Below are 18,948 nucleotides of genomic sequence, written 5' to 3'. Positions count from 1 at the left end.
GGGCGGGGGGGAGCCCCCCGGGCCCCCGGGTTCAGTCCTCGACCACCAGCGCCGGTGTCGTACGCGTGAGGATTTCGCCGCGGAAGAAGGCGGGGCTGCGGCGCTGCATGACGAGCATGATGACGACGCCGAGGAGGAGCAGGCCGACGCCGATGATGAAGACCGAGCCGATGCCGAGGACGGAGCTGCCGGATCCGTAGGCGGGGTTCCACATGTCGATCAGGGTCTTGGTGAAGACCGAGGCCAGCAGCAGGCCGCCGAGCAGCGGGAAGACGCCCTTGAGGAAGAGGTCCCGGACGGAGTTGCGCAGTTCGCGGCGGAAGAACCAGGCGCAGGCGAAGGCCGTGATCGAGTAGTAGAAGCAGATCATGAGGCCGAGCGCGTAGATGGTGTCGATCAGCACGTTCTGGCTGATGAAGCTCATCACGGCGTAGAAGACGCCGGTGGCGGTGCCGGCGGCGACGGTGGCGCGGCCCGGGGAGCGGAAGCGCGGGTGGATCCGGGCGAACGAGGCCGGCAGCGCCTCGTAGGTGCTCATCGCCAGGACGGTGCGGGCCACCGGGATGAAGGTGGTCTGGAGGCTGGCGGCGGCCGAGGCGAGCACCGCGACGAAGAGCAGTACGCCGAGCACGGTGCCCATGACGGGGTTGGCGAGGGCGGCGAAGACGTTGTCGGCGGTGTGCGGGTTGCCGAGCCCGAGGCCCTTGCCGCCGACGCCGGCGAACATCTGCGAGCCGACGGCGGTCAGCAGGTACGAGCCGATCAGCACGAGCATGGCCAGCAGCGCCGCCCGGCCGGGGGTCTTCTCGCTGCCGGAGGTCTCCTCGTTCACCGTCAGGCAGGTGTCCCAGCCCCAGAACATGAAGATCGAGAGGGAGAGTCCGGCGGTGAAGGACGAGAACGATTTCACCGCGAACGGGTCGAGCCAGGTCCAGGAGAAGTGCAGCGAACCGGCGAAGTCGCCGGAGCGGGCCTTGACCACGGCCATCGCCACGAAGACGGCGAGGACGGCGAGTTGGAGGCCGACCAGGGTGTACTGGACGCCCTTGGTGGCGGTCATCCCGCGGTAGCTGATGGCGGTGGCGACGGCGATGAACGCCAGGCAGGTCAGGACGTGCGCGATCCGGTTGTGGTCCAGGGCGGCGATCGCGGGGCTGCCGGTGAGTTCGCCGAGCAGGAGGTAGAAGAACGAGGTGGCGACGCCGGCCAGGTTGGAGAGCACGATGATCGTGGCGATCACCAGGCCCCAGCCGCACATCCAGCCGACCCGCGGCCCGAATGCCTTGACGGTCCAGGTGAAGGAGGTTCCGCAGTCGGGGACGGCCTTGTTCAGCTCGCGGTAGGCGAAGGCGACCAGCAGCATCGGCAGGAAACCGGCCAGGAAGACGGCGGGCATCTGCACGCCGACCTCGCCCACGGTGGGGCCGAGCGTCGAGGTGAGGCAGTAGACCGGGGCGACGGTGGAGATGCCGATGACCGCGCTGCCGAGCAGGCCGACGGAGTTGCCGCTGAGGCCCTTGCTGCGGGTGTCTCCGGTGGCGCTTGCGGTGTTACTGCCGGTAGCGGTGACGCTCGTTACCGTGTCTCCGGTCTGGGGCCGGGGGTCAACCTGAACCATGAACAGGACGTTAAGCGCTGCTGTTTCCGTATCCGGAAGACCAGCCTCCGGGGGGCTCGACTTCACTCCGCAGGACAAGTTGGTGCATTGAGCAGCTATTCGAAGGAGAAATCGGTTGTTCAACCTTTAACAGTGCTGGCGTGGTGAAGGTTTTCCGCATTGCGAGAATCGCAGCACCGTCCGATTTGACCCGGTTCCAAATTTTCCCGTCCGAATTTCGAACGTCACATACCGGCCACGAGGAATTCACGTCGTGACGGCACCCGGGCCGGCCCCGGCCCCGGGCCCGGCACCCCGCCCCGCCCCCCCCCTCACCCCGGCCACACCACCGCCTGCAGCTCGCTGTAGGCGTGCAGCGCGTACGAGCCGACGTCGCGGCCCACGCCGCTGCGCTTGAAGCCGCCGAACGGCGCCTCCATGTTCCGCCCCACCGTGTTGATCCCGACGCCGCCGGCCCGCAGCCGCCCCGCCACCCGGAAAGCCCGGGCCACATCGGCGGACCAGACGTAGTCCAGCAGCCCGTAGTCGCTGTCGTTGGCCAGCGCGATGCCCTCCTCCTCGTCGTCGAAGGGCAGCACCGCGACCACCGGCCCGAAGATCTCCTCCCGGACGACCCGCATTCCGGGGGCGCACTCCGCGAAGAGGGTCGGCGCCACGTAGAAGCCGCGCTCGGTCTCCGGCCGTTCGCCGCCGGTCACCAGGTGGGCGCCCTCCTTCACCGCCAGCGCGGTGTACGCCTCGACGCGGTCCCGGTGCGCGGCGGAGATCACCGGGCCGACGACCGTGGCCGGATCCCGCGGGTCCCCGACCGGCAGCCGCTCGGCGTACCGCGCCAGCCCGGCCACCAGCCGCTCGTAGATCCCGCGCTGGGCGAGGACCCGGGTCGGGGCGGTGCAGATCTGACCGCTGTAGAACGAGAAGGTGGTGCCGATACCGGCGATCGCGGACGCCAGGTCGGCGTCGTCGAAGACCAGCGCGGCGCCCTTGCCGCCCAGCTCCATCAGCTGCCGCTTCATCCCGCGGCCGCACTCCTCGGCGATCCGCTGCCCGACCGCGGTGGACCCGGTGAAGCTGACCATGTCCACGCCCGGAGCCGCCACCACCGCCGCGCCGAGCTCCGGCCGGGTCCCGCTGACGACGTTGACCACGCCCGGCGGGGCCCCGGCCTCGGCCAGCGCCTCGGCCATCCGGTAGACCGACAGCGGATCCTGCGGGGCCGGTTTGACCACCACGGTGTTGCCCATCGCCAGCGCCGGCGCGACCTTCCCCGCCGGGTTCGCCCACGGGTTGTTGTACGAGGTGACGCAGGCGACCACGCCCACCGGGCGGCGTACCGCGACCGCGCCGAAGACGCCCCCGCCGCCCATCGGCCCGGCCTCGGTGATCTGCGGCGGCACCGCGGTCTCCACCGGTTCCAGGGCGCCGCGGGCGTAGCGGGCGAAGCGGGCCGCGGAGACGCCGACCTGGAGGGCGCGGGCGGTGCGGGTCGTGGCGCCGCTCTCGGCCTGGGCGAGTTCGGCGTACCCGGGCAGTTCGCGGCGGATGATCCGGGCGGTGCGGTCGAGGACGGCGGCGCGTTCCTCCGGGGCGGTACGCGACCAGGCGCCGAACGCGTCGCGGGCGGCGTCCACCGCGGCCGCCACCTGGGCCGGGCTCGCCTCGGGGGCGTGTCCGACGGTCTCCTCGGTCGCCGGGTCGAGGACGGCGTAGTGGCCGTCGTCCGGGGCCACCCACTCCCCGCCGATGAACAGCGGCTGGCCGGGCCCGGCGGCCCCGCGCCCCGGCCCGCCGACCCCGCGCCCCGTTCCCCCCTGCGGCCCCCGCCCCTTCACCGGGTGCTCACCGTCCGGGTGTCGCGGCCCGAGCGCAGGACCGTACCGGGCACCGCGCCGGTCACCGCGCCGTCCCGGACCGTCTCCACCCCGTTGACCCGTACGCTCACCACGCCGATCGCCCGGGAGTCCAGGCGCGGGCTGTCGCCCGGCAGGTCGTGCACCAGCCGCGCGGGGGCGGCGTCGATCCGTTCGGGGTCGAAAAGCACCAGGTCGGCGTGGTGGCCCTCGACGATCCGGCCCCGGTCGCGCAGCCCGAGGAGCTGGGCCGGGTCGTCGGTCAGCATCCGCACGGCCTGCTCCAGCCCGACGAGCTTGCGGCCGCGCAGGCAGTCGCCCAGGAAGCGGGTGGTGTACGGCGCGCCGCACATCCGGTCCAGGTGCGCCCCGGCGTCCGAGCCGCCGAGCAGGACGTCCTCGTGCTGCCAGGTCTGCTGCCGCAGTTCCCAGCTGGCCGGGTCGTTGTCGGTGGGCATCGGCCACAGGACCGTGCGCAGGTTGTCGTTGGCGCAGATCTCGACCAGGCAGTGGAACGGGTCCTGGCCGCGCTCGGCCGCGATGTCCCGGACGACCCGGCCGGTCAGTCCCTCGTTGGCTTCCGAGTAGGTGTCGCCGATGACGTAGCGGGCGAAGTCGGTCAGCCGCCGGAAGACCCCGGCCTCCTCGCCGGACGCGCGGCGCAGCATCTCGGCCCGGACGTCCGCGTCGCGCAGCCGCGCGATCCGCTCGGGCACCGGCAGGCCGAGGATGTCGCCCCAGCCGGGGAGGAGGTTGAGGGCGCAGAAGGTGCCCAGCGACATGTTCATCGGGGTGAGGATGGGCATGGTCAGCGCGACCACGCGGCCGCCGGCCTTGCGGGCCCGCTCACTGGCGAGGAGCTGGCGGGGGACGCGGTCGGGGACGGCGGAGTCGATGGTCAGGACGTTCCAGTTCAGCGGGCGTCCGGCGGCGGCCGACATGTCCACCAGCAGGTCGATCTCGTCGTCGGCGAAGCGGTCCAGGCAGCCCGCGACGATCGCCTCGATCTGGGTGCCCTCGTGCTCGGCGACCGCGCGGGAGAGCGCGAGCAGTTCACCGCGGCCGGCGTGCCGGGAGGCGACCGGGCGGCCGTCCCCGTCGGTGTGGGTGGACGACTGGGTGGTGGACAGCCCCCACGCGCCGGCGTCCATCGCGTCGTGGAAGAGCCGCAGCATCGCGTCCAGCTGGTCCGGGGTGGGCTGCCCGCCGACCGCGTCGGGGCCCATCACATGGCGGCGCAGCGCGCAATGGCCCACCATGAAGCCCGCGTTGACCGCGATCCGCCCCTCCAGCGCGTCCAGGTACTCCCCGAACGTGTGCCAGTTCCAGGGCGCGCCCTCCTCCAGGGCGACCAGGGACATCCCCTCGACCCTGCTCATCATCCGCCGGGTGTAGTCGGCGTCCTCGGGGCGGTCGGGGTGGAGCGGGGCGAGGGTGAAGCCGCAGTTGCCGCCCGCGACGGTGGTCACGCCGTGGTGGAGGGAGGGGGTGGCGTACGGGTCCCAGAACAGCTGGGCGTCGTAGTGGGTGTGCGGGTCGATGAAGCCGGGGGTGAGGACCAGCCCGCGCGCGTCCTCCCTGATCACGGCCTCCTCGGTGACCGTGCCCGGCCCGGCGATCACCGCGATCCGCCCGTCCCGGAGGCCGACATCGGCGGCGAACGCGGGCGCGCCGGTGCCGTCCACGACGGTCGCGGCCTGGATAAGGTGGTCGAGCATGGTGGGCGATCCTTTCTCGGTGCGGGCGGGTGCGGGGGGCGCTGAGCGGGCGGGGCGCTGAACGGGTGGAGCGCTGAACGCGCGGGGGCGATGTTTCACGTGAAACGTGGGCCTGGGGTGGGCGGCCACCGCGACGTTTCACGTGAAACATGGCTCTGCACAGGCGAGTTGGGCGCGAAGCGGCCGCTACGGCAGCAGCGGAGCCCGGCTGATCGCCGATGGGCCCGGGAACGGCCGGGCCCACCGCGATCAACCGCCGGCCACCCCCGCCGCCCCCCGAAAGCGCGTCGTCCGGTGCACCGGATCCGTGTCGATCTTCGGGATGACGTGCTCGCCGATCAGCTTGATGGTCGTCATGGTGTCCTCGTACGAGATCCCGATCGGCAGGCCGAAGGAGAGCTGGTCGGCGCCGGCCTGCTCCCACCGCTTGCACTGCCGCAGCACCTCGTCCGGATCGCCGCAGATCATCAGCTCCTCGGCGATCAGCAGCTCGACCAGCTCCTCGGTGTACTCCGGGAGCAGTGCGGGCCACTCGGGGATGCCGTCCGGGCGCGGGAAGGTGTCGTGGTAGCGGAAGAGCAGCGACTGGAGGTAGTGCAGCCCGCCGCCGACCGCGATCCGCACGGCCTGCTCATGGGTCTCCGCGCAGATCGCGGTGGACGTCACCATCACGTTGTCGTTGACGAAGTCGCCGACCGGTTCGGCGTCCTTCACGGCGTTCTTGTACGCCTCGACGACCCACTCCATATCGGCGACCTTCTGCACGCTGAAGCCGAGGACGCCGAGCCCCTTCTTCCCGGCCATCGCGTACGAGGACGGCGAACCGGCCGCGTACCACATGGCCGGGTGGGAGGCGCCGTACGGCTTGGGCAGGATCTTGCGCGGCGGGAGCTGCCAGTGCTTGCCGCGGAACCCCTCGTACTCGTCCTGGAGCCACATCTTGGGGAATTCCGCGATGGTCTCCTCCCAGATCTCCTTGGTGTGGTTCATGTCGGTGACGCCCGGCAGGAACCCGAGGATCTCGTGGCTGCCGGCGCCCCGGCCGGACCCGAACTCGAAGCGGCCGCCGGAGAGGTGGTCGAGCATGGCGACCTTCTCGGCGACCTTCACCGGGTGATTGACCGGCGCGAGCGGGTTGAAGATGCCGGAGCCCAGGTGGATGCGCTCGGTGGCGTGCGCGAGGTAGCCGAGGAAGACGTCGTTGGCGGAGAGGTGCGAGTACTCCTCCAGGAAGTGATGCTCGGAGGCCCAGGCGTACTTGAAGCCGGACCGGTCCGCCTGGATGACGTACTCGGTCTCCTCCATCAGCGCGTGGTGCTCGGCCTCCGGGTCGGCCTGCGCTCGCGCGGCGGGCACATAGCCCTGCACAAAGAGCCCGAATTCCAAGGGGGTTCACCGTCCCTACCCGCTCAGCGGATTTTCTGACGTACCGTCAGATTCATCGATGGCACCGACTGTTCCAGCGCCACCGGGGGGCGTCAATACCCGCGACCGGCTTACCTGACGGTACGTCAGCTCCACGAAAGGCCATCAGCTCTGCGGAAGCTGCGGAAGCTCTGCGGAAGCTCCAGGGAAACGGCCCTCCGGCCTCAGAACGGGCTCACCCCCGCCAGCCACCCCCCATCGATCACGAACGGCTGCCCGGTGACGTACGACGAGTCCTCGCCCGTCAGGAACAGCGCCAGCCGCGCCACCTCCTCCGGCCGCCCGATCCGCCCCAGCGGCACCAGCTTCCGGTACAGCTCGTCCACCGCCCGCGCCGCCTCCGCCGAGGCCGCCGGGTCCGCCGAGGGGTTCAGCGCCGCCGGGTTGGTCATCGGGGTGTCCACCGCCCCCGGGCACACCGCGTTCACCCGTATCCCCTGGGACGCCAGCTCCAGCGCGGCCACCCGGGTCAGCCCCACCACCGCGTGCTTGGTCGCCGCGTAGGCGCCGACGAACGCCATCCCGGTCAGCCCCGCGTACGAGGCGGTGTTGACGATCGTCCCGCCGCCGGCCGCCGCGATCTCCGGCGCGACCGCCCGGATACCCAGGAAGCACCCGGTCTGGTTGACGTCGAGCACCTGCCGGAACTCCGCCAGCGGCGTGTCCACCAGCGCGTTGAAGCGCAGGATCCCCGCGTTGTTCACCAGCCCGTCGATCTTCCCGAACGCCTCGGCGGCGGCCGCCACCAGCGCCGCCCAGTCCTCCTCCACCGCCACGTCCAGCCGTACGAACCGCGCCCGCTCCGGCCCCAGCTCCGCGGCCAGCGCCGCCCCCTCCTCCTCCAGTACGTCGCCGAGCACCACCCGCGCCCCTTCCGCCGCGAAGAGCCGCGCCTCCTGCTCGCCCTGCCCGCGCGCCGCACCGGTGATGACGATGACCCTGCCGTCGAGCTTCCCCATGGCCGCACTCCTGTTGGTCGGTGTCCGAATGTCCGTAGGTGTCCGCATTGGTAGGAGGCCGCATTGGCGGGCGTCCGAATTGACAGCTGCCCGAATTGACAGCTGTCCGAATTGGTCGGTGTCCGAATTGATAGGTGTCCGAGCGAACCGCGGCCCCGCGCGGCGCCGCCGCACCAACCGCTCAGCCGTCGAGCAGCGGCCCGACCTCCGCCCCGAACGCCGCGATCTGCTCGACCAGTTCCGCCACGCCCCGGCTGCGGAAGCGGACCTGTATCTGGTGCACCCCCATCGCCCCGTACTCCCGCAGCGATTCCGCGATCCGCTCCGGCGCGCCGGTCAGCGTCCGCCGCCCGACGTCCCACCCCGGCTTCCCCACGTACACCGGCTCCGCGAGCGCGCCGATCTCGATCGGCTCCGCGATCCCAGCCTCCGCCCGCAGCCTCCGCAGCGTCCCGATCTGCCGCGGCAGCTCCGCCCGGCGGTCGCCCTGCGGCAGCCACCCGTCGCCCCGCACCGCGGCCCGGCGCACCGCCGCCGGGGACGAGCCGCCGACCCACAGCGGCGGCCGGGGCCGCTGCACCGGGCGCGGCGCCTGCCCCAGCTCCCCGAAGGCGAACCGCTCCCCCGCGAACTCCGGGAACTCCTCCTCCCCCAGCGCCGCCTTCAGCGCGTCCACCGTCTCGTCCAGCACCGCCCCGCGCCGCCGGAAGTCCACCCCCAGCGCCTCGAACTCCTCCCGTACGTGCCCGGCCCCGACCCCGAGGATCAGCCGCCCGCCGGACAGCCGGTCCAGCGTCGCGTACTGCTTCGCGCCGATCAGCGGATGCCGCAGCCCGACCACCGCCACATGGCTCAGCAGCCGCACCCGCTCCGTCACCGCGGCGAGGTACGACAGCGTGGCCACCGGGTCGTACCAGACCGTCCCCATCGCCCCGGCCAGCCGCCGCGGCACCGCCACGTGCTCGCAGCACGCGACGTACGCGAACCCGGCCCGGTCGGCCGCCCGCGCGACGGCCACCAGCTCCTCCGGCCCGGCCCCCGCCTCCCACGCCTCGGCGAACAGCGTGCTCTGCGCCTGCACCGGCAGCTGCAACCCGTACCCCAGCCGCCCCTCCGGCACCACCCGCACCATGCCCACACCCTCCCGCGTCACCCGCACTCGAAGTGCGCACATGGTGGTACCTGACGCTCCATCAGACAAGAGTCAGCCGCCGCCCCTCGGACGCGGACGGCGGCCACCTACGGATACGGCTACGGCTACGGCTACAGCTACGGATATGGCTACGGATGCGGATGCCGCCGCAACTCCACATTGCAATCGGTCACCTTCGACCAGTCGCCGGCCGCGTGGGCCCGCGCCCGCTGCTCCGCCAGCGCGCCGCACACATCGCACCCCTCGGCCGGCACCGGCTCCGGCAACGGTTCCCGCAGGTGAACGGGGCTCCCCATACCGCTCATCAGCCCGCCACCTCCACGCCGTGGATCCAGCGCGCCACAGGGTGGTCAGGGCGGACGGGTCGGACTCCGGCGTGGACGGGTCGTACGCCGACGTCGCGCAACGGTGTCGTCACATGGCTCCTGATGAGCGGGAGCAACCGCGCCAGCGGCTCGAAGAGAGGGACGATACGGTCCGGCATCTCGGCCTTCTTTCTCAGGTCGGCCGCGCCCCCGGACCGTTCACCTCGGTCGCGGGGGTCCGTCACGGCTGATCACGTGCCGACCGACCGTAGGGCCCCCGAGGAAGGGGAAGGGGCACACTTCGTGCCCCCTCCCTCACGCGGCCAACATGCCGACCTTGACGGCCAGTTCACCAGCCCGGCGGCGGCGCGCCGGACTCCGGGACTCCGCCTCCTCGAGCAGGATCCGCCGCGCGTAGCCGTTGTAGCGGATGGTCTCCGGCGCGGCCTCGTACGCCTTGCCGAGCGCCGCCAGGGCCGCCTCCGGCCGGCCGTCGAGCTGGTATCCGCGCGCCTCCTCGATACGGTGCCGGGCCCGGCGCGGACGGGACGGCAGGGTGGCCGCGGCGTCCGCGGCGGCGGCCACCTGCCGTACGCTCTCCGGCCCCGAGTGCAGCTCTACGGCGAGGGTGACGGCGTGCGCTCCCATGACCGCGCGGGAGAACGACGTCACCGGGTGGTAGTAGCCGGCGGGGAGCCGATCGGCGATGGCGCGGGCGGCGTCCCAGTACCGCCAGGCCGTCCCCGACTCGCCGCGCCGGGCCGCGGTGTACCCGGCCTCGAACTCCAGGGCGCCCGCGATGGCGAGGACGTCGGCACCGGCGTCCGGCAGCAGCGGCCGGAGGTAGCGCAGGGTTTCCAGGCTCACCGCGTCGGCCGCGTCGAAGTGGGCGTGTCCGCTGTCCCGGTGCGCCTGCGCGGAGAGCCAGGCGGCGACGCCGACGGCGTGCGGATCCTCGGACTCCTGCGCGGCCACCATGCCGCGCTCCACGGCCCGCCACAGCAGCGCGGCGTCCGGCTGGTACGCCAGGAAGAACTGGCTCAGGCCGTACACCTCGGCGAGCACCCCTTGCGCCTGCCGCCGCTCCGGCGCCGAATCGGCTTGCAGCGTGGCGAGTTGGGCATCACGCATGAGATCCGGCAGGAGGGCGCCGATGACCTCGCGATGGTTCGCGGCGGAGTGCCGGGCCGCCCAGGCGCGCGTCAGCCGCTCGCGCAGATGCGCCGCGCTCGGCGCCGGCCGGTGCGTCGCCAGCGGGAAGGCGTCCATGGCGGCCCGTACGAGCGGCAGCCGCCGATGCCCGGGACCGGTGAACATCGCCGCGGACAGGGACTGGTCACCGGTCAGTTCGCCGAGGTCGCCGACCCTCAGCACCTCCGCGATCCGCAGGATCACCGGCAGCTTGGGCATCTGCAGGCGCCCGCATTCGACCTGCTTGACCCAGCTCGGCGACTTCCCCAGCAGCCCGGCCAGCACGGTCCGGCTCATACCGCGGCGGGTCCGGAGGATCTGCATGCGCTGACCGAAGACCACCGGTTCGACAAACGGGTCGGGCGTAGCATCAAGCGACACGGCCTTGCCCCTTTCTGGACAGCTCGTCACCGCCAGCGTACGGGGCGATGCGTCACCACCGCTCCCGCGCGCGCACCGCCCGAATCCCCTTACGAGCCCGCCGAGGAGGCCGCATATGACCGTGCCGGAAACGATCACCGTGGAGCGGATGGACGGTTCGGCCGCCGCGCGGGCCGAGGAGGCGTTCGTCCTGGTCTACGCCGAGGCGTTCGGGGAGCCGCCGTACGACAGAGAACCGTGCGACGTCGACACCAACTTCCGCCGCTTCCGGTCCCAAGTACGGAAGGCCAGCTTCCGCGCCGCGCTCGCCCGGACCGGGGACGGTGAGCCGGTCGGTATCGCGTACGGCTACCCGCTCAGCCCGTCCGCCGGCTGGTGGGACCGCCTCACCACCCCGGTGAGCGAAGACCTCCGCCGGGAGGACGGCCACCGCACGTTCGGGCTCATGGATCTGGCCGTACGCGCCCCGTGGCGCCGCCGTGGCGTGGCCCGGCGGATGCACGATGCCCTGCTCACCGGCGCCACCGAGGAGCGCGTCCTGCTCAACGCCCGCCCCGACGTCCCCGCGGCCCAGGCCGCCTACCGCTCCTGGGGCTACCGCAAGGTGGGCGAGGCCCACCCCTGGGAGGGCGCGGACCTGCACGACGTGATGATGCTGCGGCTGCGGTAGGGGACGCGAATCCGCAGCCCGGCACAGGGCGTTCGGCTGGCGAACGCCATTCCCCGCCTTTCCTGTTGCGGAAAGGATCACGCCTTGACCGGGCGGAATCCGCGGCAGAACATCGAAGGCGCCGGAGAGAGACATCGGAGACCGCCCGACCGGGCCGAAGGGGAATCCATGGCCGCTGAGCCACTGCGGAAGCTGTCCGGATCGCCGGACTGCAAGAACGGCACCTGCCCGACCTTATGGGCCAGGCCCGCCACCAACGACTACGTCGTCCAGGGGTTCGTGATCAGCGATCCGGAAGAACTGGCACAGCTCGCCCTGCCCGACGGGGAAACCGCCGTACGCGTCCCCGCCGACGTCCTGGAGGGGTATTTCCGTGCTCAGCGGTGAACAGTTCGGCCGGCTCTTCACAACGTTCGAACGGACAGCGTTCCGGCTGGAGACGCTGGCCGAGTACGACGTGGAGGAAGAGCGCGAAGAAATCTCCCGCTTCCTCGCCGGGGAGGACATGGGGCCGGATTGGTCCGACAATCCCTGGGTGCGGGCGATGACCGATAAAGGCAAGCAGGTTTCCCGGGTCCATGTCCTCACCTCGCCGCTGACCGACTATCTGCGGTACGAGCTGGCCGCGTACCCCGGCAACATCAAAGCGGGGGAATCGATCGGCATCATCGACCTCGCCGAGCAGGCTGTAACAGGTCTGCCGGACCACGACTTCTGGCTGTTCGACGACAGCCGGGTGTACCGCATGCACTACACCGAGAACGGCGCGTTCCTCGGCGCCGAACCTCTTCCCGCCGAAAAGCTCGGCGCATACCAGGGCTACCGCGATCTCGCGCTGGCCCGTGCCGTACCGTTCGCGGACTACTGGGAGCGGCGGCACTGAGCACGGAGTCCAGCAGCCCGGAGGCCAGAAGCACCGAGGCCATCGGCAGGGCCCTGCGGACGCTGCGGATCACTTCCGGGCTGACCGGAAGCACCGTGACCCGCAGGGCTTCGATGTCCGCCGGAAAGCTGTCCAAGATCGAGCATGGCCGCACTCTGCCCACCGTCCAGGACATAGAGCTCATCCTGGGCGCCATCGGCGTTTCCGAGGCGGTGAAGAGCGAATTCCTGACCACGGCCCGGGCGGAAGTCACCGAAGCCACCGCATGGCGCCTGCTGCGCCGCATGGGGCCGTGGAAGCACCAGCACACCATCAAAGCCATTGAGGCCACCACCGTGCGTCTCCGGCTCTTCCAGGGGCAGCTGCTCCCCGGGCTCCTCCAGACCCCCGAATACGCGACCGCGGTGTTCAGCCTGCCCCCGGCGCTGCCGGAAGCGACCAGGGCCCGGACGGTAGCCGCACGGCTCGCGCGGCAAGCGGCCCTGTACGACAGCGGCCGGCAGTTCCATTTCCTGGTCTGCGAGCACGTTCTGCGCTGGCTGATCTGCCCGCCCGCCGTCATGGCCCTCCAGCTCGACCGGCTGGTGTCCCTCTCGCGCCTCCCCAACGTCCGCATCGGCATCGTGCCGCACAAGGGCCTCATGCCGGACTTTCCGATGAACTGCTTCAGCCTGCACGACGACCGGCTGGTCATCACCGAAACGTTCCACGCCGAGTACACGACCCGCGATCCGAAAGACATCTCGACCTACGCCGAAACCTTCGACCGTTTCGCCGAAGTCGCCTTGTACGGCGCCGCGATGCGAGATGTCGCCGAAGAAATCCGGGACGAACTCTTTCGGGAACAGGAAACGGGCTGGAGTTCCACCGTTCTCCGTCAGGATGATTCCTTTTCGTAAAGGTGTTACGGCCATGCCCCGACGTTGCGGCCATGCCCGGCGTCGCAGCGGTATGGCCCCTCGGAGATATGGAGGTTGACGGATGAGCGTCGTAGCCGTGGAGACGTACGAGACGCGCGCACCCGATGGTGAGGGCTGGCGCGGCATTCCGTTCCGGCATCCGCGGGATGTCGAGATCGTCGGGCAGAGCGACGGCGGGAAGCACGACGGAGGCCCGATGCCCCCGGAGGCACCGCGCGACCCGCAGCCGCAGCCGCAGTCGTAGCCGTAATCGGAATTGAAAGCGGCCCGGTCCGCCCGTCGCGCCCGGGTGGGCCGGGCCGCTGCTGTCCGGCCTAGCGGATAGGCCGTAGGCGCTCAGGGCCGCTTACCCCTCGACCACCGACGGCCCCCACAACCCACCCGCCGTCAGCCCCAGCAACTCGATCGCGTTGCCGCGGACGATCCGCTCGACGACGTCGGGGGCGAGGTGGGACATCTGGGATTCGGCGACCTCGCGGGACTTGGGCCAGGTGGAGTCCGAGTGCGGGTAGTCCGTCTCGTAGAGGACGTTGCCGGCGCCGATCGCGTCGAGGTTGCGCAGGCCGAAGGCATCGTCGAAGAAGCAGCCGTAGACGTGCTCGGCGAAGAGTTCGGAGGGCGGGCGGAGGACCTTGTCGGCGACGCCGCCCCAGGCACGGTTCTCCTCCCACACCACGTCGGCGCGCTCCAGGATGTACGGGATCCACCCGATCTGCCCCTCGGCGTACATGATCCGCAGGCGTGGGAAGCGGTCGAACGCGCCGCTCATCAGCCAGTCGGTCATCGAGAAGCAGCAGTTGGCGAAGGTGATCGTGGAGCCGACCGCGGGCGGCGCGTCGGCCGAGGTGGACGGCATCCGCGACGACGAGCCGATGTGCATGGCGATCACCGTGCCGGTCTCGTCGCAGGCGCGCAGGAACGGGTCCCAGTGGTCGGTGTGGATGCTCGGCAGCCCCAGGTGCGGCGGGATCTCGCTGAAGCAGACGGCGCGGACGCCGCGCGCCGCGTTGCGGCGGACCTCCGCGGCGGCCAGTTCCGGGTCCCAGAGCGGGACGATGATCAGCGGGATGAGCCGGCCGCCGGCCTGCGGGCCGCACCACTCCTCGACCATCCAGTCGTTGTACGCGCGCACGCCCAGCAGGGCCAGTTCGCGATCCTTGGCCTCGGTGAAGGTCTGGCCGCAGAAGCGCGGGAAGGTGGGGAAGCAGAGCGCGGACTGGACGTGGTTGACGTCCATGTCGGCGAGCCGTTCGGGGACGGAGTACGAGCCGGGGCGCATCTGCTCGTAGGTGATGCCCTCCAGCCGTATCTCGTCGCGGGAGTAGCCGACGGCGGTGTCGAGGCGGGTCAGCGGGCGGTGCAGGTCCTCGTAGACCCACCAGTCGGCTATCGGGCCGTCGTCCCCGGGGTCGCCCATACGGGGCGCGAACCTCCCCCCGGTGAACGTCATTTCCTTCAGGGGCGCGCGGACGATGCGCGGGCCGGTGTCGTGGTACTTGGCCGGGAGCCGGTCCCGCCAGACGCCGGGGGGCTCCACGGTGTGGTCGTCGACGGAGATGATCAGGGGGAAGGGCGGACGGGCGTCCGGCGCCGACCCGGGGCGGGGCGTGTGGGTGTCGTCCATGGGGGTACGGTAGCGCTGATCTGACGGGGCGTCAGGAGTCCGGTGCGGGGTTCGTATGGGACCGGCGGTGGTTCGTACGGGGCCCGGCGGCCGGTTCGTACCGGACCGGCGGCCGGTTCGTACGCGCTGCGGGTCCCGCGCCGGGAACGACAGCACGACGGCTCCGCGACGGGTCGGCAACGGCACCGGGACGGGACCGCGACGGCACCCCGGCGCCGCCGCGGCGAGATCGCGCGGCCTCCCGGCGAACCGCCGCGCCCCCCTTCGCGTGTACGTAGGCGTACACGTCCGTACACGGTCGGGTGTCAGCCGCAGCCGGGTCGCGGGCGTAACAAACCAGCCACTCAGGGGGTGTCCTCCGGTAACGGGGGCGCAGGCCCCGCGGACGTGTGGACGGGACGTGAGGGGACGGAACGGCGGACGGGCGGGGCGCGGCCGACGGGCGTGCGAGGGCGCCCCGGCGTACCCGGCGCACCGCGCTGAGCTGCGGAAGTGCCGCGCCAACGGGCGGGCGGCGTACGGCGGAAGAGATCCCTCCGGGGCTCCGGCGGGCCGCGGTGGGAGCCGTTCCGCACCGCGCGGGGAGGCTTTGTGGACGCCGCGGACCCCTACTGACGCAGAGGCCCGGGACAAGGCAGACTGACCGTTGCGCCCGGTGTAAAGGCGCGGACCAACAGCGACGGACGGCCAGGACAGCAGCGCGGACGAGCAGCGACGAACAGCGACGAACGGCCATGACAGCAGCGCGGACGGACGGGACACGGCAGGGGGACACCATGGACGACGGTCCGGGACAGGTGCGGGAGCGGCTGCGCTTCACCGTGCTCGGTCCCGTGCGGGCCTGGCGCGGGGAGACGCCGCTGGCGGCGGGTTCCCCGCAGCAGCGCGCGCTGCTCGCCGCGCTGCTGCTGCGCGGCGGGCGCACCGCCACCGCGCCCGAGCTCGTCGACGCCCTGTGGGGCGACGAACCGCCGCACGCCGCCCTCGCCGCCCTGCGCACGTACGCCTCCCGGCTCCGCAAGGCGCTCGGGCCCGACGCGGAGGCCCTGGTCAGCGAGTCCGGCGGGTACGCGCTGCGGCCCGTGGACGGCCGGCCGCCGGCCCTGGACCACGACACCGCCGAGCAGTACGCCGCCGAGGCGGAGAAGGCCAAGGCCGCCGGGGAGCGCGGCCGGGCCCGCAAGCTCCTCGACGCCGCCCTGGACCTGTGGGACGGCGAACCGCTCGCCGGCGTCCCCGGCCCGTATGCCGAGACCCAGCGGACCCGGCTCCAGGAGTGGCGGCTCTCGCTGACCGAAACCCGCCTCGAACTGGACCTGGAGGCCGGCTGCCACGCCGAGGCGGTCTCCGAGCTGACCGCGCTGACCGCCGCGCACCCGCTGCGCGAGCGGCTGCGGGAGCTGCTGATGCTGGCGCTGTACCGCAGCGGGCGGCAGGCCGAGGCGCTCGCGGTGTACGCGGACACCCGCCGGCTGCTCGCGGACGAGCTGGGCGTGGACCCCTGCGCGTCGCTGTCCGAGCTGCACCAGCGGATCCTGCGGGCCGACGCGGAGCTGGACGCGCCGCCCGCCGAGGACGGCCCGGACGCCGCCGGGACGACGTTCGTCCGGCCGCGCCAGCTCCCCGCGACCGTCGCCGACTTCACCGGCCGGGCCGCGTTCGTCAAGGAGCTGAGCGACCAGCTGGCGACGGCCGGGGGCAGCGTGATGGCGGTCTCGGCGGTGGCCGGAATCGGCGGGGTCGGCAAGACGACGCTCGCGGTGCACGTCGCGCACGCCGCCCGCGAGCACTTCCCCGACGGCCAGCTGTACGTCGACCTCCAGGGCGCCGGCCGCAACCCGGCCGAGCCGGAGGCGGTCCTGGGCGCCTTCCTGCGCGCCCTGGGCACGGCGGACTCGGCGATTCCGGACGGGTTGGAGGAGCGGGCGGCCTTCTTCCGCTCCACGCTCGCCGGGCGCCGGGTGCTGGCTCTGCTCGACAACGCCCGGGACGCCGCGCAGGTCCGGCCGCTGCTACCGGGGACGGAGGGGTGCGCCGCGCTGATCACCAGCCGGTCGCGGATGATCGACCTGGCCGGCGCGCACCTCGTCGACCTCGACGTGATGAGCCCCGAGGAGGCGCTGCGGCTCTTCACCCGGATCGTCGGCGAGGAGCGGGTCACCTCCGAGCGCCAGGCCGCCATGGCCGTCGTCGGCGCCTGCGGCTTCCTGCCGCTGGCCATCCGGATCGCCGCGTCCCGGCTGGCGGCCCGGCGCACGTGGACGGTCTCCACCCTGGCCAGCAAACTCGCCGACGAACGCCGCCGGCTGGACGAACTCCGCGCCGGCGACCTGGCCGTCACGGCCACCTTCGAACTCGGCTACAAGCAACTGGAGCCCGCCCAGGCCCGCGCCTTCCGGCTGCTCGGCCTGGCCGATGGTCCCGACATCTCCCTGGCCGCCGCCGCGGCCCTCCTCGACCTCGGCGCGGACGATGCGGAGGATCTGCTCGAATCGCTCGTGGACACCTCCTTGCTGGAGTCCGCGGCGCCCGGCCGCTACCGCTACCACGACCTCGTCCGCCTCTACGCCCGGGCGTGCGCGGAGCGGGACGAGCACCCGCCGTCCGAACGGGACGCGGCGCTGTCGCGCCTGCTCGACTTCTACTTGGTGACCGCGTCGCGGATGTACGCGCTGGAGCGCCCCGGCGACCGGCTGATCGCCCACATGGAACGCGCCGACCACCCGGGCCTGGAGTTCGCGGACCGGGCGTCGGCGCTGGAGTGGCTGTTCAGCGAGGCGGGGTGCCTGCTGGCCTGCGCACGGCAGTCCACGGCCCCGGCCGTGCTCCGGCGCGCCGCCGACCTGCTGCTGCTCACCAAGGACCTGGCCGAGTCGGGTGCCGACGCCCTCCAGTACGAGCAGGCCAACACCACGCTGCTGGCCGCGGCCCGCGAGGCCGGCGACGCACACGCCGAGGCCCGCGTCCACACCGCGCTCGCGTACGTCCGGACCCTGTCGGGCCGGCTGGACGACGCCGACGAGAACGCGAAGTCCGCGATGCTGCTCGGCCTCGCCGCCGGAGACCCGTTCTCCTCGTCGTACGCGCCCAACGACCGCGGCATCATCGCCAACGCCCAGCGCCGCCACAAGGACGCCGAGGCGTATCTCCAGCAGGCCCTGACGGCCTTCCGCGACGACGGGAACCGGCAGTCCGAAGCCAGTGCGCTGTGCAACCTCTCGCGGGTGCACCTGGACACCGGCCGGGTGGAGAGCGCCATCAGCCTGGCGGCGGAGGGCATCGCGATCTACCGCGAGCTCGGTGCCAAACGCCGCCTGGGCAACGGCATGTACGCGCTGGCCCTGGCCTACACCCAGGCCGGGCGGCTGGCCGAGGCGGCCGAGCAACTGGCCGCCGCCCTCGGCATCTTCCGGGACAGCCGGCAGCGCTTCTGGGAAGCCATGACCATTTTCCGGCTGGCCGAGGTGGACCTCGCGGCCGGCCGCCCGGCGGACGCCGCCAACCGCGCCGAGCAGGCGCTGACCGCGCTGCGCGGCGTCAGCGGGGAGTCCTGGCGGGCGAGCGCCCTGACCACGCTCGGCCGGGCGTTGAACGAGCTCGGGCACAGCGGCCGGGCACACGTGTGCTGGCAGGAGGCCCTGGCCATCTTCGAGCGCCTGGGCTCGGCGGAGACCGCCGTGGTCCGGGGGCTCCTTTCGCCGGCTCCGGTGGGCTGACCTCCCGTTTCACCGGTCGCCGCCGGCGTTTATCGATCGTTCATCGGCCCGGGCCACTCTTATGCGTACCGATCCGCCGCCTCGGGGGGCAAGCGGCTCGGTGCCCAGGCCGCGCAGTTATCGTGAGCGGCCATGTCACGTCCGTCCGGCGGCCAACGGGGGAGTCGCCGGGCGGACGGGCAGCCTTCAAGCGCCCATCAGGAGTTGATCGCAATGAGCACCGAGAACACTGTGCAGAGTTCGGGGGAGCGAGACGTCGTCGCCCCGCGCGACAGCCACCAGCCGATCCTCGCGCCGATGGACAGCCACCAGCCGATCCTCGCCGCCGGCACCGCGCCGCAGGCCCCGCAGCCCCGGGACCGCGATGTCGTCAAGCCGATGGACAGCCACCAGCCCATCGCCGCGAACGGCGCCGGGACCGCGGAAGCCCCCGCGGGCGGCGCCGCCAAGAAGCCGGCCGCGGACGAGACCCTGACCACCATGGACAGCCACCAGCCTGTCGGCGGAATCAAGTAGTCCACCGGCGGACGGGGGA

16 protein-coding genes are annotated in these 18,948 nt (G+C 72.2%); 7 read left to right on the top strand and 9 right to left on the bottom strand.

All coding sequences use genetic code 11. The features are described 5' to 3' along the window. Positions 1–31 precede the first annotated feature (31 nt). The 8 genes from ADL22_RS02495 to ADL22_RS02460 form a co-directional block, all read right to left on the bottom strand. On the bottom strand, positions 32–1,618 hold the full coding sequence (locus ADL22_RS02495; protein WP_066973319.1) for an APC family permease: 1,587 nt from the start codon (positions 1,616–1,618) through the stop codon (positions 32–34). A gap of 311 nt (positions 1,619–1,929) precedes the next feature. Beyond that, complete coding sequence (locus ADL22_RS02490; protein ID WP_079063794.1) at positions 1,930–3,450, bottom strand: aldehyde dehydrogenase family protein; 1,521 nt, start codon at positions 3,448–3,450, stop codon at positions 1,930–1,932. Further along, positions 3,447–5,186 carry an N-acyl-D-amino-acid deacylase family protein gene (locus ADL22_RS02485; RefSeq protein ID WP_066973317.1) on the bottom strand — a complete coding sequence of 580 codons (1,740 nt, stop codon included), beginning with the start codon at positions 5,184–5,186 and terminating at the stop codon, positions 3,447–3,449. The genes ADL22_RS02490 and ADL22_RS02485 overlap by 4 nt, the downstream gene beginning before the upstream one ends. A gap of 249 nt (positions 5,187–5,435) precedes the next feature. Further along, positions 5,436–6,572 carry an LLM class flavin-dependent oxidoreductase gene (locus tag ADL22_RS02480; RefSeq protein WP_066973314.1) on the bottom strand — a complete coding sequence of 379 codons (1,137 nt, stop codon included), beginning with the start codon at positions 6,570–6,572 and terminating at the stop codon, positions 5,436–5,438. Between the two features lie 203 nt (positions 6,573–6,775). Further along, positions 6,776–7,570, bottom strand: coding sequence for an SDR family NAD(P)-dependent oxidoreductase (locus ADL22_RS02475; RefSeq protein WP_066973313.1), 795 nt, complete (start codon positions 7,568–7,570; stop codon positions 6,776–6,778). A gap of 181 nt (positions 7,571–7,751) precedes the next feature. Further along, on the bottom strand, positions 7,752–8,702 hold the full coding sequence (locus ADL22_RS02470; protein WP_066973311.1) for a TIGR03619 family F420-dependent LLM class oxidoreductase: 951 nt from the start codon (positions 8,700–8,702) through the stop codon (positions 7,752–7,754). Between the two features lie 149 nt (positions 8,703–8,851). Then, complete coding sequence (locus ADL22_RS35630) at positions 8,852–9,028, bottom strand: hypothetical protein (RefSeq protein WP_199836195.1); 177 nt, start codon at positions 9,026–9,028, stop codon at positions 8,852–8,854. Positions 9,029–9,343: 315 nt separating this feature from the next. Continuing rightward, entirely contained in the window at positions 9,344–10,600 is a 1,257-nt protein-coding gene (locus ADL22_RS02460) for a helix-turn-helix domain-containing protein (protein ID WP_199836194.1), read from the bottom strand. Between the two features lie 115 nt (positions 10,601–10,715). Between ADL22_RS02460 and ADL22_RS02455 the strand changes: the two genes are divergently transcribed. From ADL22_RS02455 to ADL22_RS02435, 5 genes are all read left to right on the top strand, one after another. Continuing rightward, a complete protein-coding gene (locus tag ADL22_RS02455; RefSeq protein WP_066973307.1) occupies positions 10,716–11,270 on the top strand; it encodes a GNAT family N-acetyltransferase in 555 nt (184 codons plus the stop codon). Positions 11,271–11,438: 168 nt separating this feature from the next. Next, positions 11,439–11,657: a hypothetical protein gene (locus ADL22_RS02450; RefSeq protein WP_066973305.1), complete on the top strand. Its 219-nt coding sequence runs from the start codon at positions 11,439–11,441 to the stop codon at positions 11,655–11,657. Next, positions 11,644–12,153: a DUF6879 family protein gene (locus ADL22_RS02445; RefSeq protein ID WP_066973302.1), complete on the top strand. Its 510-nt coding sequence runs from the start codon at positions 11,644–11,646 to the stop codon at positions 12,151–12,153. Before ADL22_RS02450 ends, ADL22_RS02445 begins: the two co-directional genes overlap by 14 nt. Further along, positions 12,135–13,052 (top strand): helix-turn-helix transcriptional regulator, encoded by a 918-nt coding sequence (locus ADL22_RS02440; RefSeq protein ID WP_324615502.1) that lies wholly within the window; start codon positions 12,135–12,137, stop codon positions 13,050–13,052. The genes ADL22_RS02445 and ADL22_RS02440 overlap by 19 nt, the downstream gene beginning before the upstream one ends. Positions 13,053–13,134: 82 nt before the next feature. After that, complete coding sequence (locus ADL22_RS02435) at positions 13,135–13,317, top strand: hypothetical protein (protein ID WP_066973300.1); 183 nt, start codon at positions 13,135–13,137, stop codon at positions 13,315–13,317. Positions 13,318–13,419: 102 nt separating this feature from the next. Here the strand turns inward: ADL22_RS02435 and ADL22_RS02430 are convergent, their stop codons facing one another. Further along, positions 13,420–14,697: an amidohydrolase family protein gene (locus ADL22_RS02430; protein WP_066973298.1), complete on the bottom strand. Its 1,278-nt coding sequence runs from the start codon at positions 14,695–14,697 to the stop codon at positions 13,420–13,422. 776 nt (positions 14,698–15,473) lie between these two features. On the opposite strand from ADL22_RS02430, the gene ADL22_RS02425 reads away from it, so the two are divergent. Both ADL22_RS02425 and ADL22_RS02420 read left to right on the top strand, forming a co-directional pair. Continuing rightward, positions 15,474–18,413: an AfsR/SARP family transcriptional regulator gene (locus tag ADL22_RS02425; protein ID WP_066973296.1), complete on the top strand. Its 2,940-nt coding sequence runs from the start codon at positions 15,474–15,476 to the stop codon at positions 18,411–18,413. Between the two features lie 213 nt (positions 18,414–18,626). Further along, the gene (locus ADL22_RS02420) at positions 18,627–18,929 is read left to right on the top strand and encodes a hypothetical protein (protein WP_066973293.1); all 303 of its coding nucleotides are present in this window, start codon (positions 18,627–18,629) and stop codon (positions 18,927–18,929) included. Positions 18,930–18,948 lie beyond the last annotated feature (19 nt).

The organism is Streptomyces sp. NRRL F-4489 (assembly GCF_001509485.1).
GTDB lineage: Bacteria > Actinomycetota > Actinomycetes > Streptomycetales > Streptomycetaceae > Streptomyces.
The sequence above is the reverse complement of the archived record's forward strand: the minus strand, read 5'-3'. Positions and strand labels throughout refer to the sequence as shown.